Origin of the sequence: Streptomyces sp. NPDC001933 (genome assembly GCF_042890955.1) — a bacterium.
In the GTDB taxonomy this organism is placed as follows: domain Bacteria; phylum Actinomycetota; class Actinomycetes; order Streptomycetales; family Streptomycetaceae; genus Streptomyces.
On sequence record NZ_JBIASS010000011.1, the window covers coordinates 299,488 to 319,680 of the forward strand.

Genomic DNA, 20,193 nt, shown 5'->3' on the forward strand with positions numbered 1-20,193 from the left:
ACGGAGCGGCCCGGCCATGAGTCCGGGCCGGCCGGGGAAGCCGACGGCCGGCCCGTCGTCCCTCCGGACGCTCAGTCCTCGTGCCCCAGTTGGAGGTCGCGTTCGGTGCGTCCGCCGCCCGCCACCTGGAGCACGGTGGCCACCGGCGGATACCCCGCCGCGATCACCGTGTACTCGCCGGTGGACAGGTCCACGAACCGGAAGGCGCCGTCGGGGCCCGTGGTGAGGGTGTCGACCACATTGCCCGCCGCGTCCAGGAGCGTGACCCGGGCGTCCTCGACCGGCCGGCCGCCGCTCGCCCGTACGACGCCGCGCAGCACCGCGCCGCCGGCGAGCTCGATGTCCTGCCGGGTCTCCCTGGCCGCCTGCACGCTCACCGGCAGCGCGGCGGGCCGGAAGGCGGGGGCGCTGGCGGCGAGGGTGTACTCCCCGGCCACCAGCTCCGAGATCACATAGCCGCCTTCGCGGCCGCTGCGGGTGGACGCGACGACCTCGCCGCGGACGTCGGTGAGGGTGACGGCGGCGTCGCGCACGGGGATGCCGTCGGCGGTGACGACGGTCCCGGCGAGGCGCCCGGCCCCGCCGAGCACCACATCGAGCTCGACGGGCCGTTCGCCCACGGTGACACTGACGGCCTGCGGCTGGTGACCGCCGGCCGCGGCGATGAGCACGTACGAACCGGCGCCCGGCACGCTCAGCGCGTACCGCCCGTCGTCGCCGCTCGCGCCCCGTCCGACCTGCTGGCCCTGGACGTCGATGAGGGTGAGGGCGGCGCGCGGTACCTTCGTGCCGTCGGGGTGCTGGACGCTGCCGCAGACCGGCACTCCCGACAGGTAGACGGGCGGCGGCGCGGCGGCGGCCTCGGTGGTCGTGTTCGTGAAGGTGGTGCGGGCGGCCGGAACGGTCACGGACTCGGCGGCGTTTTCGGGGCTGTGATGGGACACCAGCGGTTTCTCCTTGAGGAAGAAGGCGAAGAACAGGCCGAGCGCGAGCACCGGCACGAGGTAGAGGAAGATCCGCGGCATCGCGTCGGCGTACGCCTGGACATAACTGTCGCGCAGCGCGGGCTCCATGGCGTGGACCAGCTGCGGGGTGATCGACTCGGGGTCGGGGAGGTCGGCGCCGGACGGCAGGCGGACGGCGAGCGCGTCCGCGAGACGGCCCGCGAAGAGCGTCCCGAAGACGGCGGCGCCGACGCTGCCGCCGATCTGCCGGAAGTAGTTGTTGGCGCTGGTGGCGGAGCCGATGTCGGCGGGCTCGACGGAGTTCTGCACGGCGAGCACCAGGACCGGCATGATCAGCCCGATCCCGATGCCGAGCACGGCCTGCGCGACGCTGTATTCGAGCCGTGGGGTGTCGGTTTCGAGGCGGGAGAGCAGCCACATCCCGACCACCGAGATCGCACTGCCGAGGATCGGGTGGACGCGGTAGCGCCCGGTGCGGGAGATCAGCTGGCCGGAGACGACGGACGCGATGACGATGCCGCCCATCATCGGGAGCATCAGCAGTCCGGATTCGGTGGCCGTGGCCCCGTCGACCATCTGGAGGAAGGTCGGCAGATAGCTGGCGGCACCGAACAGTCCCACCCCGACGATCGCTCCGACGAGCGCGGTGACGTTGAAGATCGAGTCGCGGAACAGCCGCAGCGGGATGATGGGTTCGGCCGCCCGGTGCTCGACGACCAGGAACAGCAGGGCCGTTCCGAGGGCGCCGGCCCCCAGCGCCAGGATGGTGCGCGAGCCCCACGCGTACTCCGTACCGCCCCAACTGGTCAGCAGCACCAGGCAGGTGGAGGCGGCCGCGAGCAGCAGCGCGCCGAGGACGTCGAGCCGGGGCCGGACGGTGGGCCTGGGGAGTTTCAGTACGACGGTGATGACGGCGAGGGTGACCAGGCCGAACGGGACGTTGATGTAGAAGCACCAGCGCCAGGAGGCATGGTCGGTGAAGAAGCCGCCGAGCAGCGGGCCCGCCACGGACGCGAGGCCGAACGCGGCGCCGATGAGCCCCATGAACCGGCCGCGTTCCCGGGGCGGCACGACATCCGCGATGATCGCCTGGACCCCGATCATCAGCCCGCCGCCGCCGATGCCCTGGACGGCGCGGAAGGCGATCAGCTCGCCCATGGTGCGGGACCAGCCGGCGAGCGCGGAGCCGATGACGAAGACGACGATGGCGAACTGGAAGACGCCCTTGCGGCCGAAGAGGTCGCCGAGCTTTCCGTAGATCGGCAGTCCGATCGTGGAGGCGAGCAGATAAGCGGTGACGGCCCAGGACATCTTCTCCAGGCCGTGCAGCTCGCCGACGATCTTCGGCAGCGCGGTGGCGACGATCATCTGGTCGAGCGCCGCGAGCAGGAGCGTGAGCATCAGCCCGAGGAAGATCAGCCGGATGCGCCGGGGACTGGTCTCCGGTCCGTCGTACGGGACCGACGCCCGGTCCCCCTCCGCGGCTTCCGCCTCGGCGGAAGGCGGCGAGGGCGGCCCGGCGGGTGACGCGGCCGCAGCCTGGGCGGTCCCCGTGCCGCCCGGCTCCTCCTCCAACAGAGTGATCCCACCCACCACGTGCCGCTCCCCTCGTCGCATCTGCGCCGCCCATTTCTGCCATCGGGCGAGAAGGAAGGGCAAACGCGACGGGGGGCGCTGACGGCGCACTCGGGGGGCTTAGCCCCCGGTGGGAGCCACTACGGCGCACCACTGGACGGGCCAGGAAAACCACCCGAACCGGTGAGGCCGGTCAAGAGCCCGGCGGGCTACTTCTCGACCTCGGCGGCGAGGTTCTGCAGCAGCTCGTCGTAGATCCGCCCGAGGCCCTTGGGCGCGAAGGTCTTCTCGAAGAATCCGCCGATGCCTCCGGCACCGTTCCAGACGGTCGAGACGACGGCCTTCGACCTGCCCTCGCCGGCCGGGGTGACGGTCCAGGTGGTGACCATCGAGGAGTTGCGGTCCTTCTCCACCAGCTGGCCGTCGGTGGGCTCGCTGACCTCCAGCAGGCAGTCGCGGACCCGCTTGCTGGTGGCCTGGAGCTTCCAGTGGACGAGGGTGCCCTCGCCGTCACCGCCCTCGCGCACCTCGTACTCGCTGAAGTGTCCGGGCAACACCTTGCCGCGGACCTCCTTGTAGTCGGCCAGCGCGTCGAACACCGTCTCCGCGTCCGCGGCGATGACTCGCTCTGTCGTGGCCTCGACCTGCGCCATGGCTGTTCCTCCAGCACTCGGTTGTTCGGGGGTGTGCTGAGCCAACCACCTCGGGCACGCCGCTCAAAATCCGGGCCGGGACGAAGGGGAGAAAACGATCACGGGAACAAGTGTTCTATTCTCTGTCCAGTGCTACCGAGGAGGCGTCCATGCGCTGGGACAATCTGGTCGAGAACCCCGCCGCGCCCGGGAACAGCGCGCTCTTCACCGCCGACGCGGTGACCACGCGCACCTTTGACACCCCCGAGTTCCGGGGGATCACCTTCCATGAGATCCGGGCCCGCTCGATCGTGAACCGGGTGCCGGGCGCGTCGCGGATGCCGTTCGAATGGACCGTCAATCCGTACCGCGGCTGCTCGCACGCCTGCGTCTACTGCTTCGCCCGCAAGACCCACAGCTATCTGGATCTCGACACCGGCCTCGGCTTCGACTCCCAGATCGTCGTCAAGATCAACGCCCCCGAGCTGCTCCGCACCCACCTCGCGTCCGGCCGCTGGCACGGCGCGCACATCGCGATGGGCACCAATGTCGACTGCTACCAGCGCGCCGAGGGCCGCTACCGCCTGATGCCGGGGATCATCTCGGCCCTGCGCGATCAAGCGAACCCGTTCTCGATCCTGACCAAGGGGACGCTGATCCTGCGCGATCTGGAACTGCTGCGCCAGGCCGCCGAGGTCACCGACGTGGGCATCTCCGTCTCCGTCGGCTTCGTCGACGAGGCGCTGTGGCGCACCGTGGAGCCCGGCACCCCCTCCCCCGCGCGCCGCCTCGACGCCGTCCGCACCCTGAGCGAGAACGGCATCGACTGCGGCGTACTGATGGCCCCCGTCATCCCGTTCCTCGGCGACCATCCGGACCAGCTGCGCGCCACCGTCCGCGCGATCGCCGCCGCCGGGGCGACCTCGGTGACCCCGCTCGTCCTCCATCTGCGGCCCGGCGCCCGGGAGTGGTACACGCAGTGGCTCGGGAAGCACCACCCCCACCTGGTGCGGCGGTACGAGCGGCTGTACGCCGAGGGGGCCTACGCGCCCAAGTGGTACCAGCGCCGCATCACCCGGTACGTCCACGAGCTGGCGGCCGAGTTCGACATCGGCCCCTCGCACCGCGGCACGGCACGACGGCTCCCCACCCGGAAACAGCGACCGGAACAGCACGCACCGCTCGACGGCCCCGGGCCCACGCAGCTGACCCTCCTCTGATCCGCCCGGCCGGCCCCGACCCGCCCCGGTCCGCCCGGACCTTCGCGGACGGCCCGGTGGAACCGGCACGGGCAAACGGGTCAACTCTTGACACAACAGGCCCTTCCCGACGCGAATGCGGGGAGCATGCGGCGGGGGCTGCGCCACCCGCAGCCGTGTTTCCCCCACCACGGGAGGCCATATGACGAAACGTCCGGTAATTCTGTTCGCCGTCGGTGCGACGGTCGCCGGTCTGGTGACCACCGCACCGGCCACGGCAACCGCCGACAACGGCGCGCGGCCCGCCGCCGCGAAGCTCGAATGGACCGACTGCGCCACCAAGTCCTATCCGCGGCTGCAGTGCTCATCGGTCAGTACACCGCTCGACCATGACAATCCGTCGGGCCGGCAGATCACCCTCGCCCTGTCCCGCGTCCCGCACACCGCGAAGACCTTCCAGGGCCCTCTGCTCGTCAACCCGGGCGGCCCCGGGGGCAGCGGTCTGTCGATGGCCGGATTCGTGGCGTCCGCACTACCGAAGGCGGTCGCCGCGCAGTACGACGTGATCGGCTTCGATCCCCGCGGCGTCGGGAAGAGCAGGCCGGCTCTGGACTGCGTACCGGACTACTTCGCCCCGGTGCGCCCCGACTCGGTGCCCGACTCGCTCGGCGTCGAGGCGGCCAACCGCAACCGGGCCCGTTCGTTCGCCGAGGCGTGCGGGCGCAAGTACCCGGACCTGCTGCCGTACATGGACACGGTCAGCGCCGCGAAGGACCTCGACGTGATCCGGCGGGCCACCGGCTCCCGGCAGCTCAACTACTTCGGGTACTCCTACGGCACCTACCTCGGCGCGGTGTACGGAAAGCTGTTCCCGGAGCGGGTGCGGCGCTTCGTCCTCGACTCGAACGTGGACCCCGACGGTGTCTGGTACGACGCCAACATCGGCCAGGACTACGCCTTCGACGCCCGCCACAAGGCGTTCGCCGCCTGGGTGGCGAAACACGACTCCACGTACCGGCTCGGCAGCGACCCGGCGAAGGTCGAGGCAGCCTGGTACGCGATGCGCGAGGCCGTCAAGGCACGGCCGGCGGGCGGGCAGGTAGGCCCGAGCGAGCTGGAGGACACCTTCCTGCCCGGCGGCTACTACAACGGGTACTGGCCGTACCTGGCCGAGGCGTTCGCCGCGTACACCGCCGACGGCGACCAGGACGCGCTCGTGAAGGCGTACAAGAAGTTCGGCGCGGCCGACGCCGAGGACGACAACGGGTACTCGGTCTACGCGGCCGTGCAGTGCCGCGACGCCCAGTGGCCCCGGCAGTGGAACACCTGGCGCGCCGACAGCAGTCGGGTGCACACCAAGGCGCCCTTCTACACCTGGAACAACAACTGGTACAACGCCCCTTGTGCCGACTGGCCGGTGGAGCCGCTGAATCCGGTGCGGGTCTCCAACAACGACCTTCCGCCGGTGCTGCTCTTCCAGGCCACCGACGACGCGGCCACGCCGTACGAGGGCGGGGTCACCCTGCACCGCAGCCTGCGCGGCTCCAGTCTGGTCGTCGAGCAGGGCGGCGGCAATCACGGCATCACGCTGAGCGGCAACGACTGCCTGGACACCTACCTCGTGGACTATCTCGCCAAGGGCACCGTCCCGCGCGGCGAGGGCAGCCGGGCCGGCGCCGACGCGGTGTGCGCCAAGTCCCCCGACCCGCAGCCGCTGACCGGCGAGGCGGCTTCGAAGTCGGTGCTGCGGACGGGCACCGGCAGCAGGGGCGCCACCCTGCACGGGCTGCTCGGCTTCCGCGGCTGACGGCCCCCTCCGGCTCGCGTACGGGCCGTCCCGGCGGATGCGCCAGGATGGCCCGTATGACGACACGAATACATGTGCGGGACATGACGGTCGACGACTGCGAGGCCGTCACCCGGGTCCGGGTGCGCGGCTGGCAGGCCGCGTACGCGGGGCTGGTGCCGCAGTCGTATCTGGACGGGATGGACCTCACCGTCGCCGAGGACGTGGAGCGGCGCCGCGCGTCCCTCGCGCAGGGCACCACGCTCGTGAACGTGGTGGCCGAACGCCCGGACCTCGGAGTGATCGGCTGGGGCTGCTAGGGCCTGTCCGGCGGATCAGGGCCGGTCAGGGCGCGGCGTCTGGTGCGGTACATCGCAAGGCGCCGGAGCGGCCTAATAGCGGAGCTATTCGGTCGGTTCGGCAACGCCGCGAGGTGCCGTGCCAGACGCCGCGACCCCGGCCATGATCCGCCGGACAGGCCCTGGGCCCGCGCCGGGAGCTGGGCGGGCCGATCGCGCGGGGCGAGCTGTACGCGCTCTACGTGGCGCCCGAGCAGATCGGGACCGGGGCGGGCCGCGCCCTGATGGCGGAGATACTCACCCGCGCCACGGCCGACGGCTTCCAGGACCTGGCGCTGTGGGTGCTGAAGGAGAACGCCCCGGCCCGCCGCTTCTACGAGCGCGCGGGCTTTGGTCCCGACGGCGCCGAGGAGTCCTTCGAGGCGGGCGGCGCGCTGGTGCCCGAGGTGCGGTACCTGCGCACGCTCGGCGCCTCCGCCGCCTCCTGAGTCCGGCGCTCCTTCAGGAAGCGCCCAGCCTGCCGAGCGCGTCGCGGGCCGCGCCGCCCAGCCTCGGGTGCGGCAGGGCCGCCTCCAGGAGCGGGCGGGCCCGCCCGTCCCCGAGCTGCCCGAGCCCCTCGACGCAGGCGAGCGCCACCCGCCAGTGCGGATCGCCGGGGGCGAGCAGCCGTTCCAGGGTGCTCATCAGCGCCGGTACGGACTCCGGGGCCCGGAGCGCGGTGAGCAGCCGCACCGGGTGCAGGGCGTACGCGGTGCGCAGGGCGTTGGTCGCCAGGGCCGCGGCGGCCCGGGGCGTACGGGGGTCGCCCAGGCGCACCAGGGCGTGGGCGGCCGAGACACAGCGCTCCGGGTCGCGGTGGTTGAGCAGCAGCACCAGCGCCTCGAAGGCCCGCCGGTCTCCGCCGCAGCCGAGCCGGAAGGCGGCGATCTCACGGGCCCAGAGCGGGCGTTCGCGTTCCACCAGGACGCGGGCCAGTTCCTCCTCGTCCTCGGTGGCGAGCAGTCCGCGGCACTGCGCCGACTCCCCCGCCGCTTCCGCCTCGTCAGCAAGCCGGTCCGCCAGCGACCGGAACTCCTCGTCCATGACCGTCAGCGTATCGGCGGGGACTCTGCGTATCGAGGGCGGGGGAAATGTGGCATGGGGCACAGCGACCGGGGGCTGGCGCGCTCGTTACCCGGCAGTTAACCTCAAGTGAGCGGGACACCATCCCCGCTTGCTCCGGTGGCCTGGTGACGCAGCCACCCGGAGTGCTTGTCGGTTCGGCAGTTCTGCAGACGTGACTCCGGGACAGAGTCCGTCGCCCCTTCCGGGTCCGGGCGCGCCCACGGCGCGCCGGCCCCGAGTACCACGACACGCAACTCCCGCACGTGTCGCGCCGGTTCTCCCTTCTCACAGTGCGCGTTCCGTGCCTCCTCACAGTCGTCACTCATTCTCTGGAGTCCCGTGATGGACACCCCGCTCAGCACCATTGCCGTCGTCGGTCTCGGCACCATGGGCACCGGCATCGCCGAGGTCCTGGCCCGCGCCGGCCACGAGGTCATCGGCATCGACATCAGCGACGCGGCCGCGCGCCGGGCCGTCGCCGCCCTGGAAGCCGCGACCGCCCGCGCCGTGCGGCGCGAGCGGATCACCGAGGAGGAGCGGGGCGACGTCCTCGCCCGTTTCCGCACCTCCGCCGACCTGGGGGCCGCCGCGGAGGCGGAGCTCGTCATCGAGGTCGTGCCCGAGTCGTACGAGATCAAGCAGCAGCTCTTCCGGGAGCTCGACGCGGTCGTCTCCCCCACCACGATCCTGGCGACCGGCACCAACGCCCTGTCGGTGACCCGGCTGGCCGCCGAGTCGCTGCACCCGGAGCGCGTGCTCGGCCTGCACTTCTTCAACCCGGCGCCCGCGATGAAGCTGGTCGAGGTGGTCTCCTCGGTGCTGACCGCGCCGCCGGCCGTCGAGGCCGTCACCGCGCTCGCCCGCAGCCTGGGCAAGGAGCCGGTCGCGGTCGGCGACCGGCCGGGCTTCGTCGCCGACGGGCTGCTGTTCGGCTACCTCAACCAGGCCGCCGCGATGTACGAGGCCAACTACGCCTCCCGGGAGGACATCGACGCGGCGATGAAGCTCGGCTGCGGTCTGCCGATGGGGCCGCTCGCCCTGCTCGACCTGATCGGGATCGACACCGCCCGCACCGTGCTGGAGGCGATGTACGCCGAGTCGCACGACCGGCTGCACGCCCCGGCGCCGGTGCTCAGGCAGCTGAGCGAGGCGGGGCTGACCGGCCGCAAGGCGGGCCGCGGCTTCTACACGTACGAGGGGCCCGGCAGCCAGACCGTGGTGCCGGACGCGCTGACGCCGGGCGACGACGGGTCGGCATCGGCCGGGCGCACGGTGCGTTCGGTGGGTGTCGCGGGTTCCGGGACGATGGCCTCGGGCATCGCCGAGGTCTTCGCGAAGGCCGGGTACGACGTGGTGCTCGCCGCCCGCGGCCAGGAGAAGGCGGACACCGCCAAGGGCCGGATCGCCAAGTCGCTGGAGCGCTCCGTCACCAAGGGGCGGCTGACGGCCGAGGCGCGGGACGCCGCCCTGGCCCGGATCACCGCGGCCGGTTCGCTGGACGCCTTCGCCGATGTCGACCTCGCGGTGGAGGCCGTCGCCGAGGACCTCGTGGTCAAGCAGCAGCTGTTCGGGACCCTGGACAAGGTCTGCAAGCCGGGTGCCGTGCTCGCCACCACCACCTCGTCGCTGCCGGTCGTCGCGATCGCGCGGGCCACCTCGCGTCCCGAGGACGTGATCGGGATGCACTTCTTCAACCCGGCGCCGGCGATGAAGCTGGTCGAGGTGGTCCGTACGGTGCTCACCGCCGACGATGTCCACGCCACCGTCCGCGAGGTGTGCGGCAAGGTCCGCAAGCACCCGGTGGACTGCGGGGACCGGGCCGGTTTCATCGTGAACGCGCTGCTGTTCCCGTACCTCAACAACGCGATCAAGATGGTCGAGGAGCACTACGCGACGCTCGACGACATCGACGCGGCGATGAAGCTGGGCGGCGGCTACCCGATGGGCCCGTTCGAACTGCTCGACGTCGTCGGTCTCGATGTCTCGCTGGCCATCGAGAAGGTGCTGCACAGCGAGTTCCGCGACCCGGGCCTGGCCCCGGCGCCGCTGCTCGAACACCTGGTGGCCGCTGGCTGCCTCGGCCGCAAGACGGGGCGCGGCTTCCGCGAATATGCCCGGCGCTGAGAAAGGTGCCGGTTGGGGCGGGCTGCTCGATCCTTCGGGCGGCCCGCCCCCACGGGCGCACTCCCCCGACCCGATGCAGTACGTTCACACCATGTCCCAGCCCGCCAGGTCCCCCCGTGTCTCCGCCGCGCCCGACGCACAGGAAAGTGCCGCCGGCACGCGCGCCGCCGCCCAGCGGCTCAAAATGCGCCGTGAACTGGCCGCCGCGGCGATGGAACTCTTCGCCACGAAGGGGTACGAAGCGACGACGGTCGACGAGATCGCGGGCGCCGCCGGGGTCGCCCGGCGGACCTTCTTCCGGCACTTCCGCTCCAAGGAAGAGGCGATCTTCCCGGACCACGACGACACCCTCGTCAGGGCCGAGGCCGTCCTCAATGCCGCACCGGCGCACGAGCACCCCCTCGACACCGTCTGCCGCGGCATCAAGGAAGTCATGAAGATGTACGCGGCGAAGCCCGCGGTCTCCGTGGCCCGTTACAAACTGACCCGCGAGGTCCCCACCCTGCGCGAGGCGGAGATCGCCTCGGTGGCCCGCTACGAGCGGCTGTTCACCCGCTATCTGCTGGGCCATTTCGACGAGCGCGACCACCATGTCGGCAACGACGACCCGCTGCTGGCGGAGGTCGCGGCGTCCGCCGTGGTCACCGCGCACAACCACGTCCTGCGCCGCTGGCTGCGGGCGGGCGGCGAGGGCGACGTGGAGGCGCAGCTCGACCACGCCTTCGCGATCGTCCGCGACACCTTCGGGAGCGGCATCGGGGCCGGCCGGACCGTCGGCGCCGAGCCCGCGAAGCAGCCCGCCGCTTCGGTGGCCTCCCAGGGCGAGGTGCTGGTCGCCGTGGCGCGGACCGACGCACCGCTCGACGAAGTGATGCGCACGATCCAGCAGGCGCTCCAGGACCGCTGAACGGGCGCGGGCGGGGGCGGGCACGCCCCCGCCCGTGCCCGCGCCGAAACCTGGTTGCCCGGCCCGCTCACCGGTGTTGTGGTGGGCGGATGAATCACGATCACGAAGCTCTGCTGACCCTCTTCGACCGCGAGATGCGCGAGCACGCCCGCCCCGACGGCCCCGGCGTCCGGGTGGAACGCACCGGCGACGTCGTACGGCAGGTCGGCGCGGCCGCCGACTGGAACGGTGTCGTCTGGTCGGCCCCGGACCTGGATCCCGCTCGGGCGGACGCGGTGATCGCGGCCCAGGTGGCGCACTACACGGCGCTCGGGCACGGCGAATTCGAGTGGAAGCTGTACGCGCACGACCGGCCTGCCGATCTGGACCGCCGGCTGCTGGCGGCCGGTTTCGAGGCGGAGGAGCCGGAGACCCTGCTGGTCGCCCCGGTCGCGGAGCTCTCGACGCGGGTGGCACTCCCCGACGGCGTTCGGCTGCGCACCGTGCGTGACGCGGACGACGTGGAGCTGATGGCCCGCGCCCATGAGCGGGCGTTCGGCTCCGACTGGTCGCGGCTGCGGCATCAGGTGCTGGCCCGGCTGACCGAGGACCCGGACGGTTTCGTCGGCGTGCTCGCCATGGCGGGTGACGAGCCGGTGAGCTCGGCCCGGATGGAGCTGTACCGGGGCACGGGCTTCGCGGGGCTCTGGGGCGGCGGCACGGTCGAGGCGTGGCGCGGAAAGGGCCTCTACCGGGCTCTGGTGGCCTTCCGCGCCCAAATCGCGGCGGAGCGCGGCTACGGCTACCTTCAGGTCGATGCCACCGACATGAGCGCTCCGATCCTCCGGCGGCTCGGATTCCTCGCGCTGAGCACCACGACGCCCTATGTGTACCGCTCGCGCTGATCGATCATTCGCGGTATTTCACGGGGCATTTGCCTATGAAACCCCCCTCTCCTTGCTCATAAGTGCCCGGCGGGTGACAAGTGAGAGAAATTGTTGGCACCGAGTGCCTTGCCAGGTGTCACGGAGTGCCATACGTTGAAGTTGTCCGGGCGGCCGGCGTGCTGCGAACTCACGTACGCCGGCTGTCCCCGCAAGCGATTTGCCTGCGCGCCCGGACGCCTGCGTCACAGGCGAACCCTTCTGCTCCACAGAGCAAGCCGAAGCTTTGACAGCCGAACCGACGGCAGCACCTCCACCCCGTTCCCGCTCCTGCTCGCAGGGATCGCAAGCGTTCCCTCAGCGCCCCCATCCGCCGGAGGCACCTCGTGAAGGAAATCCTGGACGCGATCCAATCGCAGGACAGCACAGCCGCGGACTTCGCGGCCCTGTCCATCCCCGAGTCGTACCGCGCGGTGACCGTGCACAAGGACGAGACCGAGATGTTCCACGGGCTCGCCACTCGCGACAAGGACCCCCGCAAGTCGCTGCACCTCGACGAGGTCCCGGTGCCCGAACTCGGGCCCGGCGAGGCCCTGGTGGCCGTCATGGCCAGCTCGGTGAACTACAACTCCGTCTGGACCTCGATCTTCGAGCCGATGTCCACCTTCGGCTTCCTGGAGCGCTACGGAAAGCTCAGCGAGCTCACCAGGCGCCACGACCTGCCGTACCACGTCATCGGTTCCGACCTGGCGGGCGTCGTCCTGCGCACCGGCCCCGGCGTCAACGCCTGGCACCCCGGCGACGAGGTCGTCGCCCACTGCCTCTCGGTCGAGCTGGAGTCCTCGGACGGCCACAACGACACGATGCTCGACCCCGAGCAGCGGATCTGGGGCTTCGAGACCAACTTCGGCGGCCTGGCGGAGATCGCGCTCGTCAAGTCCAACCAGCTGATGCCGAAGCCTCAGCACCTCAGCTGGGAGGAGGCCGCCGCTCCGGGCCTGGTCAACTCCACCGCGTACCGCCAGCTCGTCTCGCGCAACGGCGCGGGGATGAAGCAGGGCGACAACGTGCTGATCTGGGGCGCCAGCGGCGGACTCGGCTCGTACGCCACGCAGTTCGCGCTGGCCGGCGGCGCCAACCCGATCTGCGTCGTCTCCAGCGAGCAGAAGGCCGACATCTGCCGGAAGATGGGCGCCGAGGCGATCATCGACCGCAACGCCGAGGGCTACAAGTTCTGGAAGGACGAGCACAACCAGGACCCGCGCGAGTGGAAGCGCTTCGGCAAGCGCATCCGTGAACTCACCGGCGGCGAGGACGTCGACATCGTCTTCGAGCACCCGGGCCGCGAGACCTTCGGCGCCTCGGTGTACGTGACCCGCAAGGGCGGCACGATCGTCACCTGCGCCTCCACCTCCGGCTACAACCACGAGTACGACAACCGCTACCTGTGGATGTCCCTGAAGCGCATCATCGGCTCGCACTTCGCCAACTACCGCGAGGCCTGGGAGGCCAACCGCCTCGTCGCCAAGGGCAAGATCCACCCCACGCTGTCGAAGGTCTACTCGCTGGAGGAGACCGGCCAGGCCGCGTACGACGTCCACCGCAACCTCCACCAGGGCAAGGTCGGCGTGCTGGCGCTCGCCCCGCGCGAGGGGCTCGGCGTGCGCAACGAGGAACTGCGCGAGCAGCACATCGACGCCATCAATCGCTTCAGGAATGTCTGAAATGAGTGGGCGTCAGAAGGACCGCCCGTGGCTCATGCGGACGTACGCCGGTCACTCGACCGCCGAGGCGTCCAACGAGCTCTACCGGCGCAACCTCGCCAAGGGCCAGACCGGCCTGTCGGTCGCCTTCGACCTGCCGACGCAGACCGGGTACGACCCCGACCACATCCTCGCCCGCGGCGAGGTCGGCCGGGTCGGCGTGCCGGTGTCGCACCTCGGTGACATGCGCCGGCTGTTCCAGGACATCCCCCTGGAGCAGATGAACACCTCGATGACGATCAACGCCACCGCGATGTGGCTGCTGGCGCTCTACCAGGTGGTCGCGGAGGAACAGGGCGCCGATCCCACCAGGCTCCAGGGCACCACGCAGAACGACATCGTCAAGGAGTACCTCTCGCGCGGGACGCACGTCTTCCCGCCCGGTCCCTCGCTGCGGCTGACCACCGACATGATCACGTACACGGTCAACCGCATCCCGAAGTGGAACCCGATCAACATCTGCAGCTACCACCTGCAGGAGGCGGGGGCCACTCCGGTCCAGGAGATCGCGTACGCCATGTCGACGGCGATCGCCGTGCTCGACGCGGTCCGTGACTCGGGGCAGGTGCCCGAGGAGAAGTTCGGCGATGTCGTCGCCCGGATCTCCTTCTTCGTGAACGCGGGCGTCCGCTTCATCGAGGAGATGTGCAAGATGCGCGCCTTCGGCCGCATCTGGGAACGGATCACCCGCGAGCGGTACGGCATCACCGACGCCAAGCAGCGCCGCTTCCGTTACGGCGTCCAGGTCAACTCCCTCGGTCTGACCGAGGCGCAGCCGGAGAACAACGTCCAGCGCATCGTCCTGGAGATGCTGGCCGTCACGCTCTCCAAGGACGCCCGCGCCCGCGCCGTCCAGCTGCCGGCCTGGAACGAGGCGCTGGGGCTCCCCCGGCCCTGGGACCAGCAGTGGTCGCTCCGCATCCAGCAGGTGCTCGCGCACGAGAGCGACCTGCTGGAGTACGAGGACATCTTCGCGGGCTCGCACGTCATCGAGAAGAAGGTCGACGAGCTCGTCGCGGAGTCGCTCTCCGAGATCGACCGGATCCAGGAGATGGGCGGCGCGATGGCCGCCGTGGAGTCCGGCTACCTCAAGTCGCAGCTGGTCTCCTCGCACGCCGCCCGCCGGGCCCGGATCGAGGGCGGCGAGGAGAAGATCGTCGGCGTCAACATCTACGAGACGACGGAGCCGAACCCGCTCACCGCGGACCTCGACGGGGCGATCATGACGGTCGACCCCGCCAACGAGGCCAGGGTCGTCGCCGCTCTGCACGAGTGGCGCGACAACCGCGACGAGGCCCGCGCCACGGAGGCGCTGGCGGCGCTGAAGAAGGCCGCCGCGGGCACCGAGAACATGATGGAAGCGACCGTGGAGTGCGCCCGCGCGGGTGTCACCACCGGCGAGTGGTCCTGGGCGCTGCGCGACGTCTTCGGCGAGTTCCGGGCCCCGACGGGCGTCTCGTCAGCGCCGGTCGCGGTGACCGCCGAGGCGGGCACCCCGCTCGCCCTGGTCCGCGAGAAGGTCGCCCGCACCGCGGCCGACCTGGGCGCCGGGCGGCTGCGGCTGCTGGTCGGCAAGCCGGGCCTGGACGGGCACTCCAACGGCGCCGAGCAGATCGCCGTACGGGCCCGTGACGCCGGCTTCGAGGTCGTCTACCAGGGGATCAGGCTGACCCCCGAACAGATCGTCTCGGCCGCCCTCGCCGAGGACGTGCACTGCGTCGGTCTGTCGATCCTGTCCGGCTCGCACGCCGAACTCGTACCGGACGTGCTCACCCGGCTGCGCGAGGCGGGCGCCGCCGACATCCCGGTCATCGCGGGCGGGATCATTCCGCCCGCCGACGCGTCGGCCCTGATCGGGGCCGGTGTCGCCGCCGTATTCACCCCGAAGGATTTCGGTATCACGGAGATCATCGGCCGTATCGTCGACGAGATCCGGAAAGCGAACAAGCTCGACCCTCTGGAGGTCCCCGCATGACTGCCGTCAACCGCCTGCGTCCGCGCCGTTCGTGTCTGGCAGTGCCCGGCTCGAACCCGCGGTTCCTGGAGAAGGCCCAGGGCCTGCCGGCCGACCAGGTCTTCCTGGACCTGGAGGACGCCTGCGCGCCGCTGGCCAAGGAGGGCGCCCGGCACACCATCGTCGACGCGCTGAACAACGGTGACTGGACGGGCAAGACCCGGGTCGTGCGGGTGAACGACTGGACCACGCACTGGACGTACCGCGATGTCATCACGGTCGTCGAGGGTGCCGGCCAGAACCTCGACTGCATCATGCTGCCCAAGGTCCAGGACGCCCAGCAGGTCGTGGCGCTGGACCTGCTGCTGACCCAGATCGAGAAGACGATGGGCTTCGAGGTCGGGAAGATCGGCATCGAGGCGCAGATCGAGAACGCCAAGGGCCTCGTCAACATCGACGACATCGCCGCCGCCTCGCCCCGCCTGGAGACGCTGATCTTCGGCCCGGCCGACTTCATGGCGTCGATCAACATGAAGACCCTGGTCGTCGGTCAGCAGCCGCCCGGCTACGGCGCGGACGCCTACCACTACATCCTGATGCGCATTCTGATGGCGGCCCGTACGCACGACCTCCAGGCGATCGACGGCCCCTTCCTGCAGATCCGTGACGTGGACGCGTACCGCGAGGTCGCGGGCCGTGCGGCGGCGCTGGGCTTCGACGGCAAGTGGGTACTGCACCCGGGTCAGGTCGATGCGGCCAACGAGGTGTTCTCGCCCTCGCAGGAGGACTACGACCACGCGGAGCTGATCCTCGACGCGTACGAGTGGTGCACCTCCGAGGAGGGCGGCAAGAAGGGCTCGGCCATGCTGGGCGACGAGATGATCGACGAGGCGAGCCGCAAGATGGCCCTGGTCATCGCGGGCAAGGGCCGCGCGGCCGGCATGCAGCGCACCTCCAAGTTCGAAGCGCCGGAGGCCTGATCATGCAGTTCGGACGCACATACGAGGAGTTCGAGGTCGGTGCGGTCTACAAGCACTGGCCCGGGAAGACGGTGACCGAGTACGACGACCACCTCTTCTGTCTGCTGACCATGAATCATCACCCGTTGCACATGGACAGCAACTACGCGGAGCGGACGACGGATTTCGGGAAGAACGTTGTCGTCGGCAACTACATCTACTCGCTGTTGCTCGGCATGTCCGTTCCGGACGTCTCCGGAAAGGCGATCGCCAATCTCGAGGTCGAGTCGCTGAAGCACGTCGCCCCGACCTTCCACGGCGACACGATCTACGGCGAGACGACGGTTCTGGACAAGACTCCGTCAAAGTCCAAGAACGACCGCGGAATCGTCTACGTGGAGACCAAGGGGTACAAGCAGGACGGCACGCTGGTCTGCGTGTTCCGCCGCAAGGTGATGGTCCCCACCGAGACGTACATCAAGGAGCGCGGCGGTGAGCAGCCAGGCCGCCCCGAGCTGAACCAGCCTTCGCAGAAGAACGTGGAGAAGTAGCCATGACGCGACTCGCCCAGACCGCCGGTCTCACCGACGTCCAGCAGGAAATCCTCTCCACGGTCCGGGATTTCGTCGACAAGGAGATCATTCCTGTCGCGACCCAGCTGGAACACCGTGACGAGTACCCCACCGAGATCGTCGAGGGACTCAAGGAACTCGGCCTGTTCGGGCTGATGATCCCCGAGGAGTACGGGGGCCTGGGTGAGTCGCTTCTCACATACGCGCTGTGCGTGGAGGAAATCGCCCGCGGCTGGATGAGCGTTTCGGGAATCATCAACACGCACTTCATCGTGGCGTACATGCTCAAGCAGCACGGCACCCAGGAGCAGAAGGACACCTTCCTGCCGCGCATGGCGCTGGGCGAGGTCCGGGGCGCCTTTTCGATGTCCGAGCCGGCGCTGGGCTCGGACGTTTCCGCGATCACCTCCAAGGGCGTCAGGGACGGCGAGGAGTACGTCCTCAACGGCCAGAAGATGTGGCTGACGAACGGTGGCACGTCCTCGCTCGTCGCCGTCCTGTGCCGGAGTGACGAAGGCCACCCCGAGGGGACCGCCCCGCACAAGTCGATGACCACATTCCTGGTGGAGAAGGAGCCCGGTTTCGGCAAGGTCCGGCCCGGACTCACCATTCCCGGCAAAATCGACAAAATGGGTTACAAGGGCGTCGACACGACCGAACTCATCATGGACGGACTACGAATTCCGGCCAATCGAGTACTGGGCGGCACCACCGGCCGAGGGTTTTACCAAATGATGGACGGCGTCGAGGTCGGCCGGGTGAATGTGGCGGCGCGTGGCTGTGGTGTCGCACAGCGTGCATTCGAGCTTGGTGTTTCCTACGCCCAGCAGCGGCAGACCTTCGGAAAGCCGATCGCCCAGCACCAGGCGATCCAGTTCAAGCTGGCCGAAATGGCCACCAAGGTGGAAGCCGCCCATGCGATGATGGTAAACGCAGCGCGCAAAAAGGACTCCGGGGAACGAAACGATCTGGAGGCAGGGATGGCGAAGTACCTCGCCTCCGAGTACTGCAAGGAAGTCGTCGAGGACGCCTTCCGCATCCACGGCGGTTACGGCTTCTCCAAGGAGTACGAGATCGAGCGCCTCTACCGGGAGGCCCCGATGCTGCTTATCGGTGAAGGTACCGCCGAGATCCAGAAAATGATCATCGGGCGCCGACTCCTCGAGGAGTACCGGTTCCAGGGGTGATTGTCCCTTTCGAGGCGATTTAGCCGCGAAGAAGATCACACCCTGTCACCCTCGGCCGGTGCCTTCCAACCGTCCGACTCGGCTGCTGGCTTGCCCAGTTGTTGCTCGCAACCGATAACATCGCCGGAAAAGCCGCCGTCCCCCGTTGCCAGCGCGGCATCATCCGCTACGAAGGTCATCCATGCCCGACAGCCAAACCTCTGCACCACGCGGCGGAGTCCGCCTTGCGCGCGGAGCTTCGCCGTGGCTCCTCCCGACCGTCGCCACCGCGGCGCTCAGCCTTTCCCGGGCCCGCAAGTCCGGGCGCTGGGCCGCGGTGGCCGTGCCCACCACCGCGCTCGCGGCGGGCATGCTGTGGTTCTTCCGCGACCCCGAGCGCGAGATCACCCAGGGCCGCGTCATCTCGCCGGCCGACGGTGTGGTGCAGAGCATCATGCCGTGGAAGGACGGGCGCACCCGCGTCGCGATCTTCATGAGCCCGCTGAATGTTCACGTCAACCGTGCGCCCCTGGCCGGCACGGTGACCTCGGTCGAGCACGTCCCCGGCGGGTTCGTTCCGGCATTCAACAAGGAGAGCGAGAACAACGAGCGCGTCGTCTGGCACTTCGACACCGAGCTCGGCGACATCGAGATGGTGCAGATCGCGGGTGCGGTCGCCCGGCGCATCGTCCCGTACATCCCGCAGGGCACGAAGGTGGAGCAGGGCGAGCGCATCGGTCTGATCCGCTTCGGCTCGCGGGTCGACATCTACCTTCCGGAAGGCGTCGAGGTCGCGGTCGAGGTCGGCCAGGCCACCACCGCGGGGGTGACTCGAATTGACCGTGATTGATCCCGACACACAGGCAGGCTGGGTGCCCGAGTCGGAGTCCGAGGAGGATGCCGGCGAGGACATGCCGCTCTCTCTGCGGCTGTCGATAGCGGACACCCTGACTCTCGGCAACGCCACGTGCGGTTTCATGGCGGTGTACTTCACCACCACCGGAATCCTGATCCCGCACCTCACGGGCAGCGACGAGAGCGGCATGGCCCGGCACTCCGCGGCCACCGCCGTGATCCTGATGCTCCTCGCGGCGGTCTTCGACCTCTTCGACGGGCTCGTGGCGCGCAAGCTGCGCTCCTCACCGATGGGTGCCGAGCTGGACAACCTCTCGGACCTGATCAGCTTCGGGCTCGCCCCGGCGTACTTCGTCCTCGTGTACGGCATGGTCGCGGACGACGCACACCAGCGGGTCTCGGCGCTGGCGGCCATCGTGGTGCTGCTGGCGGTGGTGCTCAGGCTTGCGAGATTCTCCTGTGTGACCATGAAGGACGGCATGTTCCAGGGCATGCCGAGCCCCTTCGGAGCGCTCACGGTCGTCTCGATCGTGCTCCTGGAGCTTCCCTTCGTGCCGACGCTGCTCGCGATCGTCGGAGTGGCGTGGCTGATGGTCAGCCGGGTCGAGTACCCGAAGCCGCGGGGTGTCCTCGCGGTGGCGATGCTCAGCTGGATCGTGGCCGCGATGGGGCTCCTCGCCGCGTGGGCGTTCGACGCCCCCGGCGGCCAGCTGCTCCTCCAGACCGGCTGTGCGCTGCAGGTGGTCCTGGGAGCGGTCATCCCGCTCTTCGCGACGGCACGGCGGGTGAACACCTTCCGTGGCAACCGGCGCGAGGCACGGACCGCGCAGCTGCCGTAGCGGCACGCAAGACACATGAGAAGGACCCGGGTGCTCCCCAGCACCCGGGTCCTTCCGTATCCGCGGGGCCCACGGCCGCGGTCCGCGCTGCCGTGGGGCTCCGCCCAGTATGTTGGGGCCCAACCGGCTGACGGGCGCCGTCCCCGGAAACCAGGCCTTGATGACGAAGGACTCGGAACCCGATGACAGACAACTCCGACATGATCGACTTCGTACGGGCGCGCCTCGCCGAGGAGGAGCTCGTCGCGCAGGCGGCGGGCAGCGACAGCTGGCGGTGTCCGGCCGATGTGCCCGGCGAAGTCCACGACCGGTCCGGGGGCATCGCGTTCAGCGTGCGGAATCTCGGTTTCGACCAGCACATCGCGTTCCAGGACCCGGCGCGTACGCTGCGCCGCATCGAGACGAGCAGGGTGCTCCTCGACGAGTACGCGGAGGTCTCCGGCCTGGACACCGACCGCCCCGATCACGACTTCCGGTCCGGCCGGGCCGTCGGGCTGGGGTTCGCCGTCCGGCAGCTGGCCGCGGAACACGCCGGCCACCCCGGGTACCGGGCCAGGTGGCTCCCCCGGTTCATCCAGTAGCGGCGACCGCCGCGGCCGCCCCGTGGGTGCGTTCGCCGCGGTCGCTGCCG

General features: G+C 70.0%; 18 protein-coding genes. 15 read left to right on the forward strand and 3 right to left on the reverse strand.

Annotated features, from left to right (window positions below; genetic code table 11):
* Positions 1 to 71: 71 nt before the first annotated feature.
* Entirely contained in the window at positions 72 to 2,561 is a 2,490-nt protein-coding gene (locus tag ACFYY7_RS26565) for an MFS transporter (protein ID WP_388665156.1), read from the reverse strand.
* Positions 2,562 to 2,749: 188 nt separating this feature from the next.
* Complete coding sequence (locus ACFYY7_RS26570) at positions 2,750 to 3,193, reverse strand: SRPBCC family protein (protein ID WP_329817577.1); 444 nt, start codon at positions 3,191 to 3,193, stop codon at positions 2,750 to 2,752.
* 149 nt (positions 3,194 to 3,342) lie between these two features.
* Here ACFYY7_RS26570 and ACFYY7_RS26575 point away from each other — a divergent pair, with 149 nt between their 5' ends.
* The 4 genes from ACFYY7_RS26575 to ACFYY7_RS26590 all read left to right on the forward strand — a co-directional run bounded on the left by ACFYY7_RS26575 (position 3,343) and on the right by ACFYY7_RS26590 (position 6,944).
* Positions 3,343 to 4,392: an Rv2578c family radical SAM protein gene (locus ACFYY7_RS26575; protein WP_388665158.1), complete on the forward strand. Its 1,050-nt coding sequence runs from the start codon at positions 3,343 to 3,345 to the stop codon at positions 4,390 to 4,392.
* A gap of 181 nt (positions 4,393 to 4,573) precedes the next feature.
* Positions 4,574 to 6,178: an alpha/beta hydrolase gene (locus ACFYY7_RS26580; protein WP_388665160.1), complete on the forward strand. Its 1,605-nt coding sequence runs from the start codon at positions 4,574 to 4,576 to the stop codon at positions 6,176 to 6,178.
* Between the two features lie 56 nt (positions 6,179 to 6,234).
* Positions 6,235 to 6,477: a hypothetical protein gene (locus ACFYY7_RS26585; protein ID WP_388665162.1), complete on the forward strand. Its 243-nt coding sequence runs from the start codon at positions 6,235 to 6,237 to the stop codon at positions 6,475 to 6,477.
* Between the two features lie 221 nt (positions 6,478 to 6,698).
* Complete coding sequence (locus tag ACFYY7_RS26590; protein ID WP_388665164.1) at positions 6,699 to 6,944, forward strand: GNAT family N-acetyltransferase; 246 nt, start codon at positions 6,699 to 6,701, stop codon at positions 6,942 to 6,944.
* Between the two features lie 13 nt (positions 6,945 to 6,957).
* Here the strand turns inward: ACFYY7_RS26590 and ACFYY7_RS26595 are convergent, their stop codons facing one another.
* Positions 6,958 to 7,539, reverse strand: coding sequence for an adenylosuccinate lyase (locus ACFYY7_RS26595; protein WP_351258076.1), 582 nt, complete (start codon positions 7,537 to 7,539; stop codon positions 6,958 to 6,960).
* Between the two features lie 363 nt (positions 7,540 to 7,902).
* Here ACFYY7_RS26595 and ACFYY7_RS26600 point away from each other — a divergent pair, with 363 nt between their 5' ends.
* The 11 genes from ACFYY7_RS26600 (at position 7,903) to ACFYY7_RS26650 (ending at position 20,143) form a co-directional block, all read left to right on the forward strand.
* Entirely contained in the window at positions 7,903 to 9,684 is a 1,782-nt protein-coding gene (locus ACFYY7_RS26600) for a 3-hydroxyacyl-CoA dehydrogenase family protein (RefSeq protein ID WP_388665167.1), read from the forward strand.
* Positions 9,685 to 9,775: 91 nt separating this feature from the next.
* On the forward strand, positions 9,776 to 10,591 hold the full coding sequence (locus ACFYY7_RS26605; protein ID WP_351258081.1) for a TetR family transcriptional regulator: 816 nt from the start codon (positions 9,776 to 9,778) through the stop codon (positions 10,589 to 10,591).
* Between the two features lie 89 nt (positions 10,592 to 10,680).
* A complete protein-coding gene (locus ACFYY7_RS26610; RefSeq protein WP_388665169.1) occupies positions 10,681 to 11,475 on the forward strand; it encodes a GNAT family N-acetyltransferase in 795 nt (264 codons plus the stop codon).
* Positions 11,476 to 11,840: 365 nt separating this feature from the next.
* Positions 11,841 to 13,178: a crotonyl-CoA carboxylase/reductase gene (ccrA, locus tag ACFYY7_RS26615; protein WP_388665171.1), complete on the forward strand. Its 1,338-nt coding sequence runs from the start codon at positions 11,841 to 11,843 to the stop codon at positions 13,176 to 13,178.
* A gap of 1 nt (position 13,179) precedes the next feature.
* Positions 13,180 to 15,192 (forward strand): protein meaA, encoded by a 2,013-nt coding sequence (locus tag ACFYY7_RS26620; RefSeq protein WP_388665173.1) that lies wholly within the window; start codon positions 13,180 to 13,182, stop codon positions 15,190 to 15,192.
* Positions 15,189 to 16,151 carry a CoA ester lyase gene (locus ACFYY7_RS26625; protein WP_266728439.1) on the forward strand — a complete coding sequence of 321 codons (963 nt, stop codon included), beginning with the start codon at positions 15,189 to 15,191 and terminating at the stop codon, positions 16,149 to 16,151. The genes ACFYY7_RS26620 and ACFYY7_RS26625 overlap by 4 nt, the downstream gene beginning before the upstream one ends.
* Before the next feature lie 2 nt (positions 16,152 to 16,153).
* Positions 16,154 to 16,681, forward strand: a complete 528-nt coding sequence (locus ACFYY7_RS26630) for a MaoC family dehydratase (RefSeq protein WP_351258097.1) — start codon at positions 16,154 to 16,156, stop codon at positions 16,679 to 16,681.
* A gap of 2 nt (positions 16,682 to 16,683) precedes the next feature.
* The gene (locus tag ACFYY7_RS26635) at positions 16,684 to 17,889 is read left to right on the forward strand and encodes an acyl-CoA dehydrogenase family protein (RefSeq protein ID WP_388665175.1); all 1,206 of its coding nucleotides are present in this window, start codon (positions 16,684 to 16,686) and stop codon (positions 17,887 to 17,889) included.
* A 181-nt stretch (positions 17,890 to 18,070) separates the two neighbouring features.
* A complete protein-coding gene (locus tag ACFYY7_RS26640; protein WP_266728445.1) occupies positions 18,071 to 18,718 on the forward strand; it encodes a phosphatidylserine decarboxylase in 648 nt (215 codons plus the stop codon).
* Positions 18,705 to 19,562 carry a CDP-diacylglycerol--serine O-phosphatidyltransferase gene (gene pssA / locus ACFYY7_RS26645; RefSeq protein WP_266728447.1) on the forward strand — a complete coding sequence of 286 codons (858 nt, stop codon included), beginning with the start codon at positions 18,705 to 18,707 and terminating at the stop codon, positions 19,560 to 19,562. Before ACFYY7_RS26640 ends, pssA begins: the two co-directional genes overlap by 14 nt.
* Before the next feature lie 182 nt (positions 19,563 to 19,744).
* Positions 19,745 to 20,143, forward strand: coding sequence for a DUF6221 family protein (locus tag ACFYY7_RS26650; protein ID WP_388665177.1), 399 nt, complete (start codon positions 19,745 to 19,747; stop codon positions 20,141 to 20,143).
* The last annotated feature ends 50 nt before the right edge of the window (positions 20,144 to 20,193 follow it).

Coding starts and splice junctions, on each gene's coding strand:
- ACFYY7_RS26570 (WP_329817577.1), bottom strand. CDS start 3,193: ATGGCGCAGGTCGAGGCCACGACAGAGCGAGTCATCGCCGCGGACGCG.
- ACFYY7_RS26575 (WP_388665158.1), top strand. CDS start 3,343: ATGCGCTGGGACAATCTGGTCGAGAACCCCGCCGCGCCCGGGAACAGC.
- ACFYY7_RS26580 (WP_388665160.1), top strand. CDS start 4,574: ATGACGAAACGTCCGGTAATTCTGTTCGCCGTCGGTGCGACGGTCGCC.
- ACFYY7_RS26585 (WP_388665162.1), top strand. CDS start 6,235: ATGACGACACGAATACATGTGCGGGACATGACGGTCGACGACTGCGAG.
- ACFYY7_RS26595 (WP_351258076.1), bottom strand. CDS start 7,539: ATGGACGAGGAGTTCCGGTCGCTGGCGGACCGGCTTGCTGACGAGGCG.
- ACFYY7_RS26600 (WP_388665167.1), top strand. CDS start 7,903: ATGGACACCCCGCTCAGCACCATTGCCGTCGTCGGTCTCGGCACCATG.
- ACFYY7_RS26605 (WP_351258081.1), top strand. CDS start 9,776: ATGTCCCAGCCCGCCAGGTCCCCCCGTGTCTCCGCCGCGCCCGACGCA.
- ACFYY7_RS26610 (WP_388665169.1), top strand. CDS start 10,681: ATGAATCACGATCACGAAGCTCTGCTGACCCTCTTCGACCGCGAGATG.
- ACFYY7_RS26620 (WP_388665173.1), top strand. CDS start 13,180: ATGAGTGGGCGTCAGAAGGACCGCCCGTGGCTCATGCGGACGTACGCC.
- ACFYY7_RS26625 (WP_266728439.1), top strand. CDS start 15,189: ATGACTGCCGTCAACCGCCTGCGTCCGCGCCGTTCGTGTCTGGCAGTG.
- ACFYY7_RS26630 (WP_351258097.1), top strand. CDS start 16,154: ATGCAGTTCGGACGCACATACGAGGAGTTCGAGGTCGGTGCGGTCTAC.
- ACFYY7_RS26635 (WP_388665175.1), top strand. CDS start 16,684: ATGACGCGACTCGCCCAGACCGCCGGTCTCACCGACGTCCAGCAGGAA.
- ACFYY7_RS26640 (WP_266728445.1), top strand. CDS start 18,071: ATGCCCGACAGCCAAACCTCTGCACCACGCGGCGGAGTCCGCCTTGCG.
- ACFYY7_RS26650 (WP_388665177.1), top strand. CDS start 19,745: ATGACAGACAACTCCGACATGATCGACTTCGTACGGGCGCGCCTCGCC.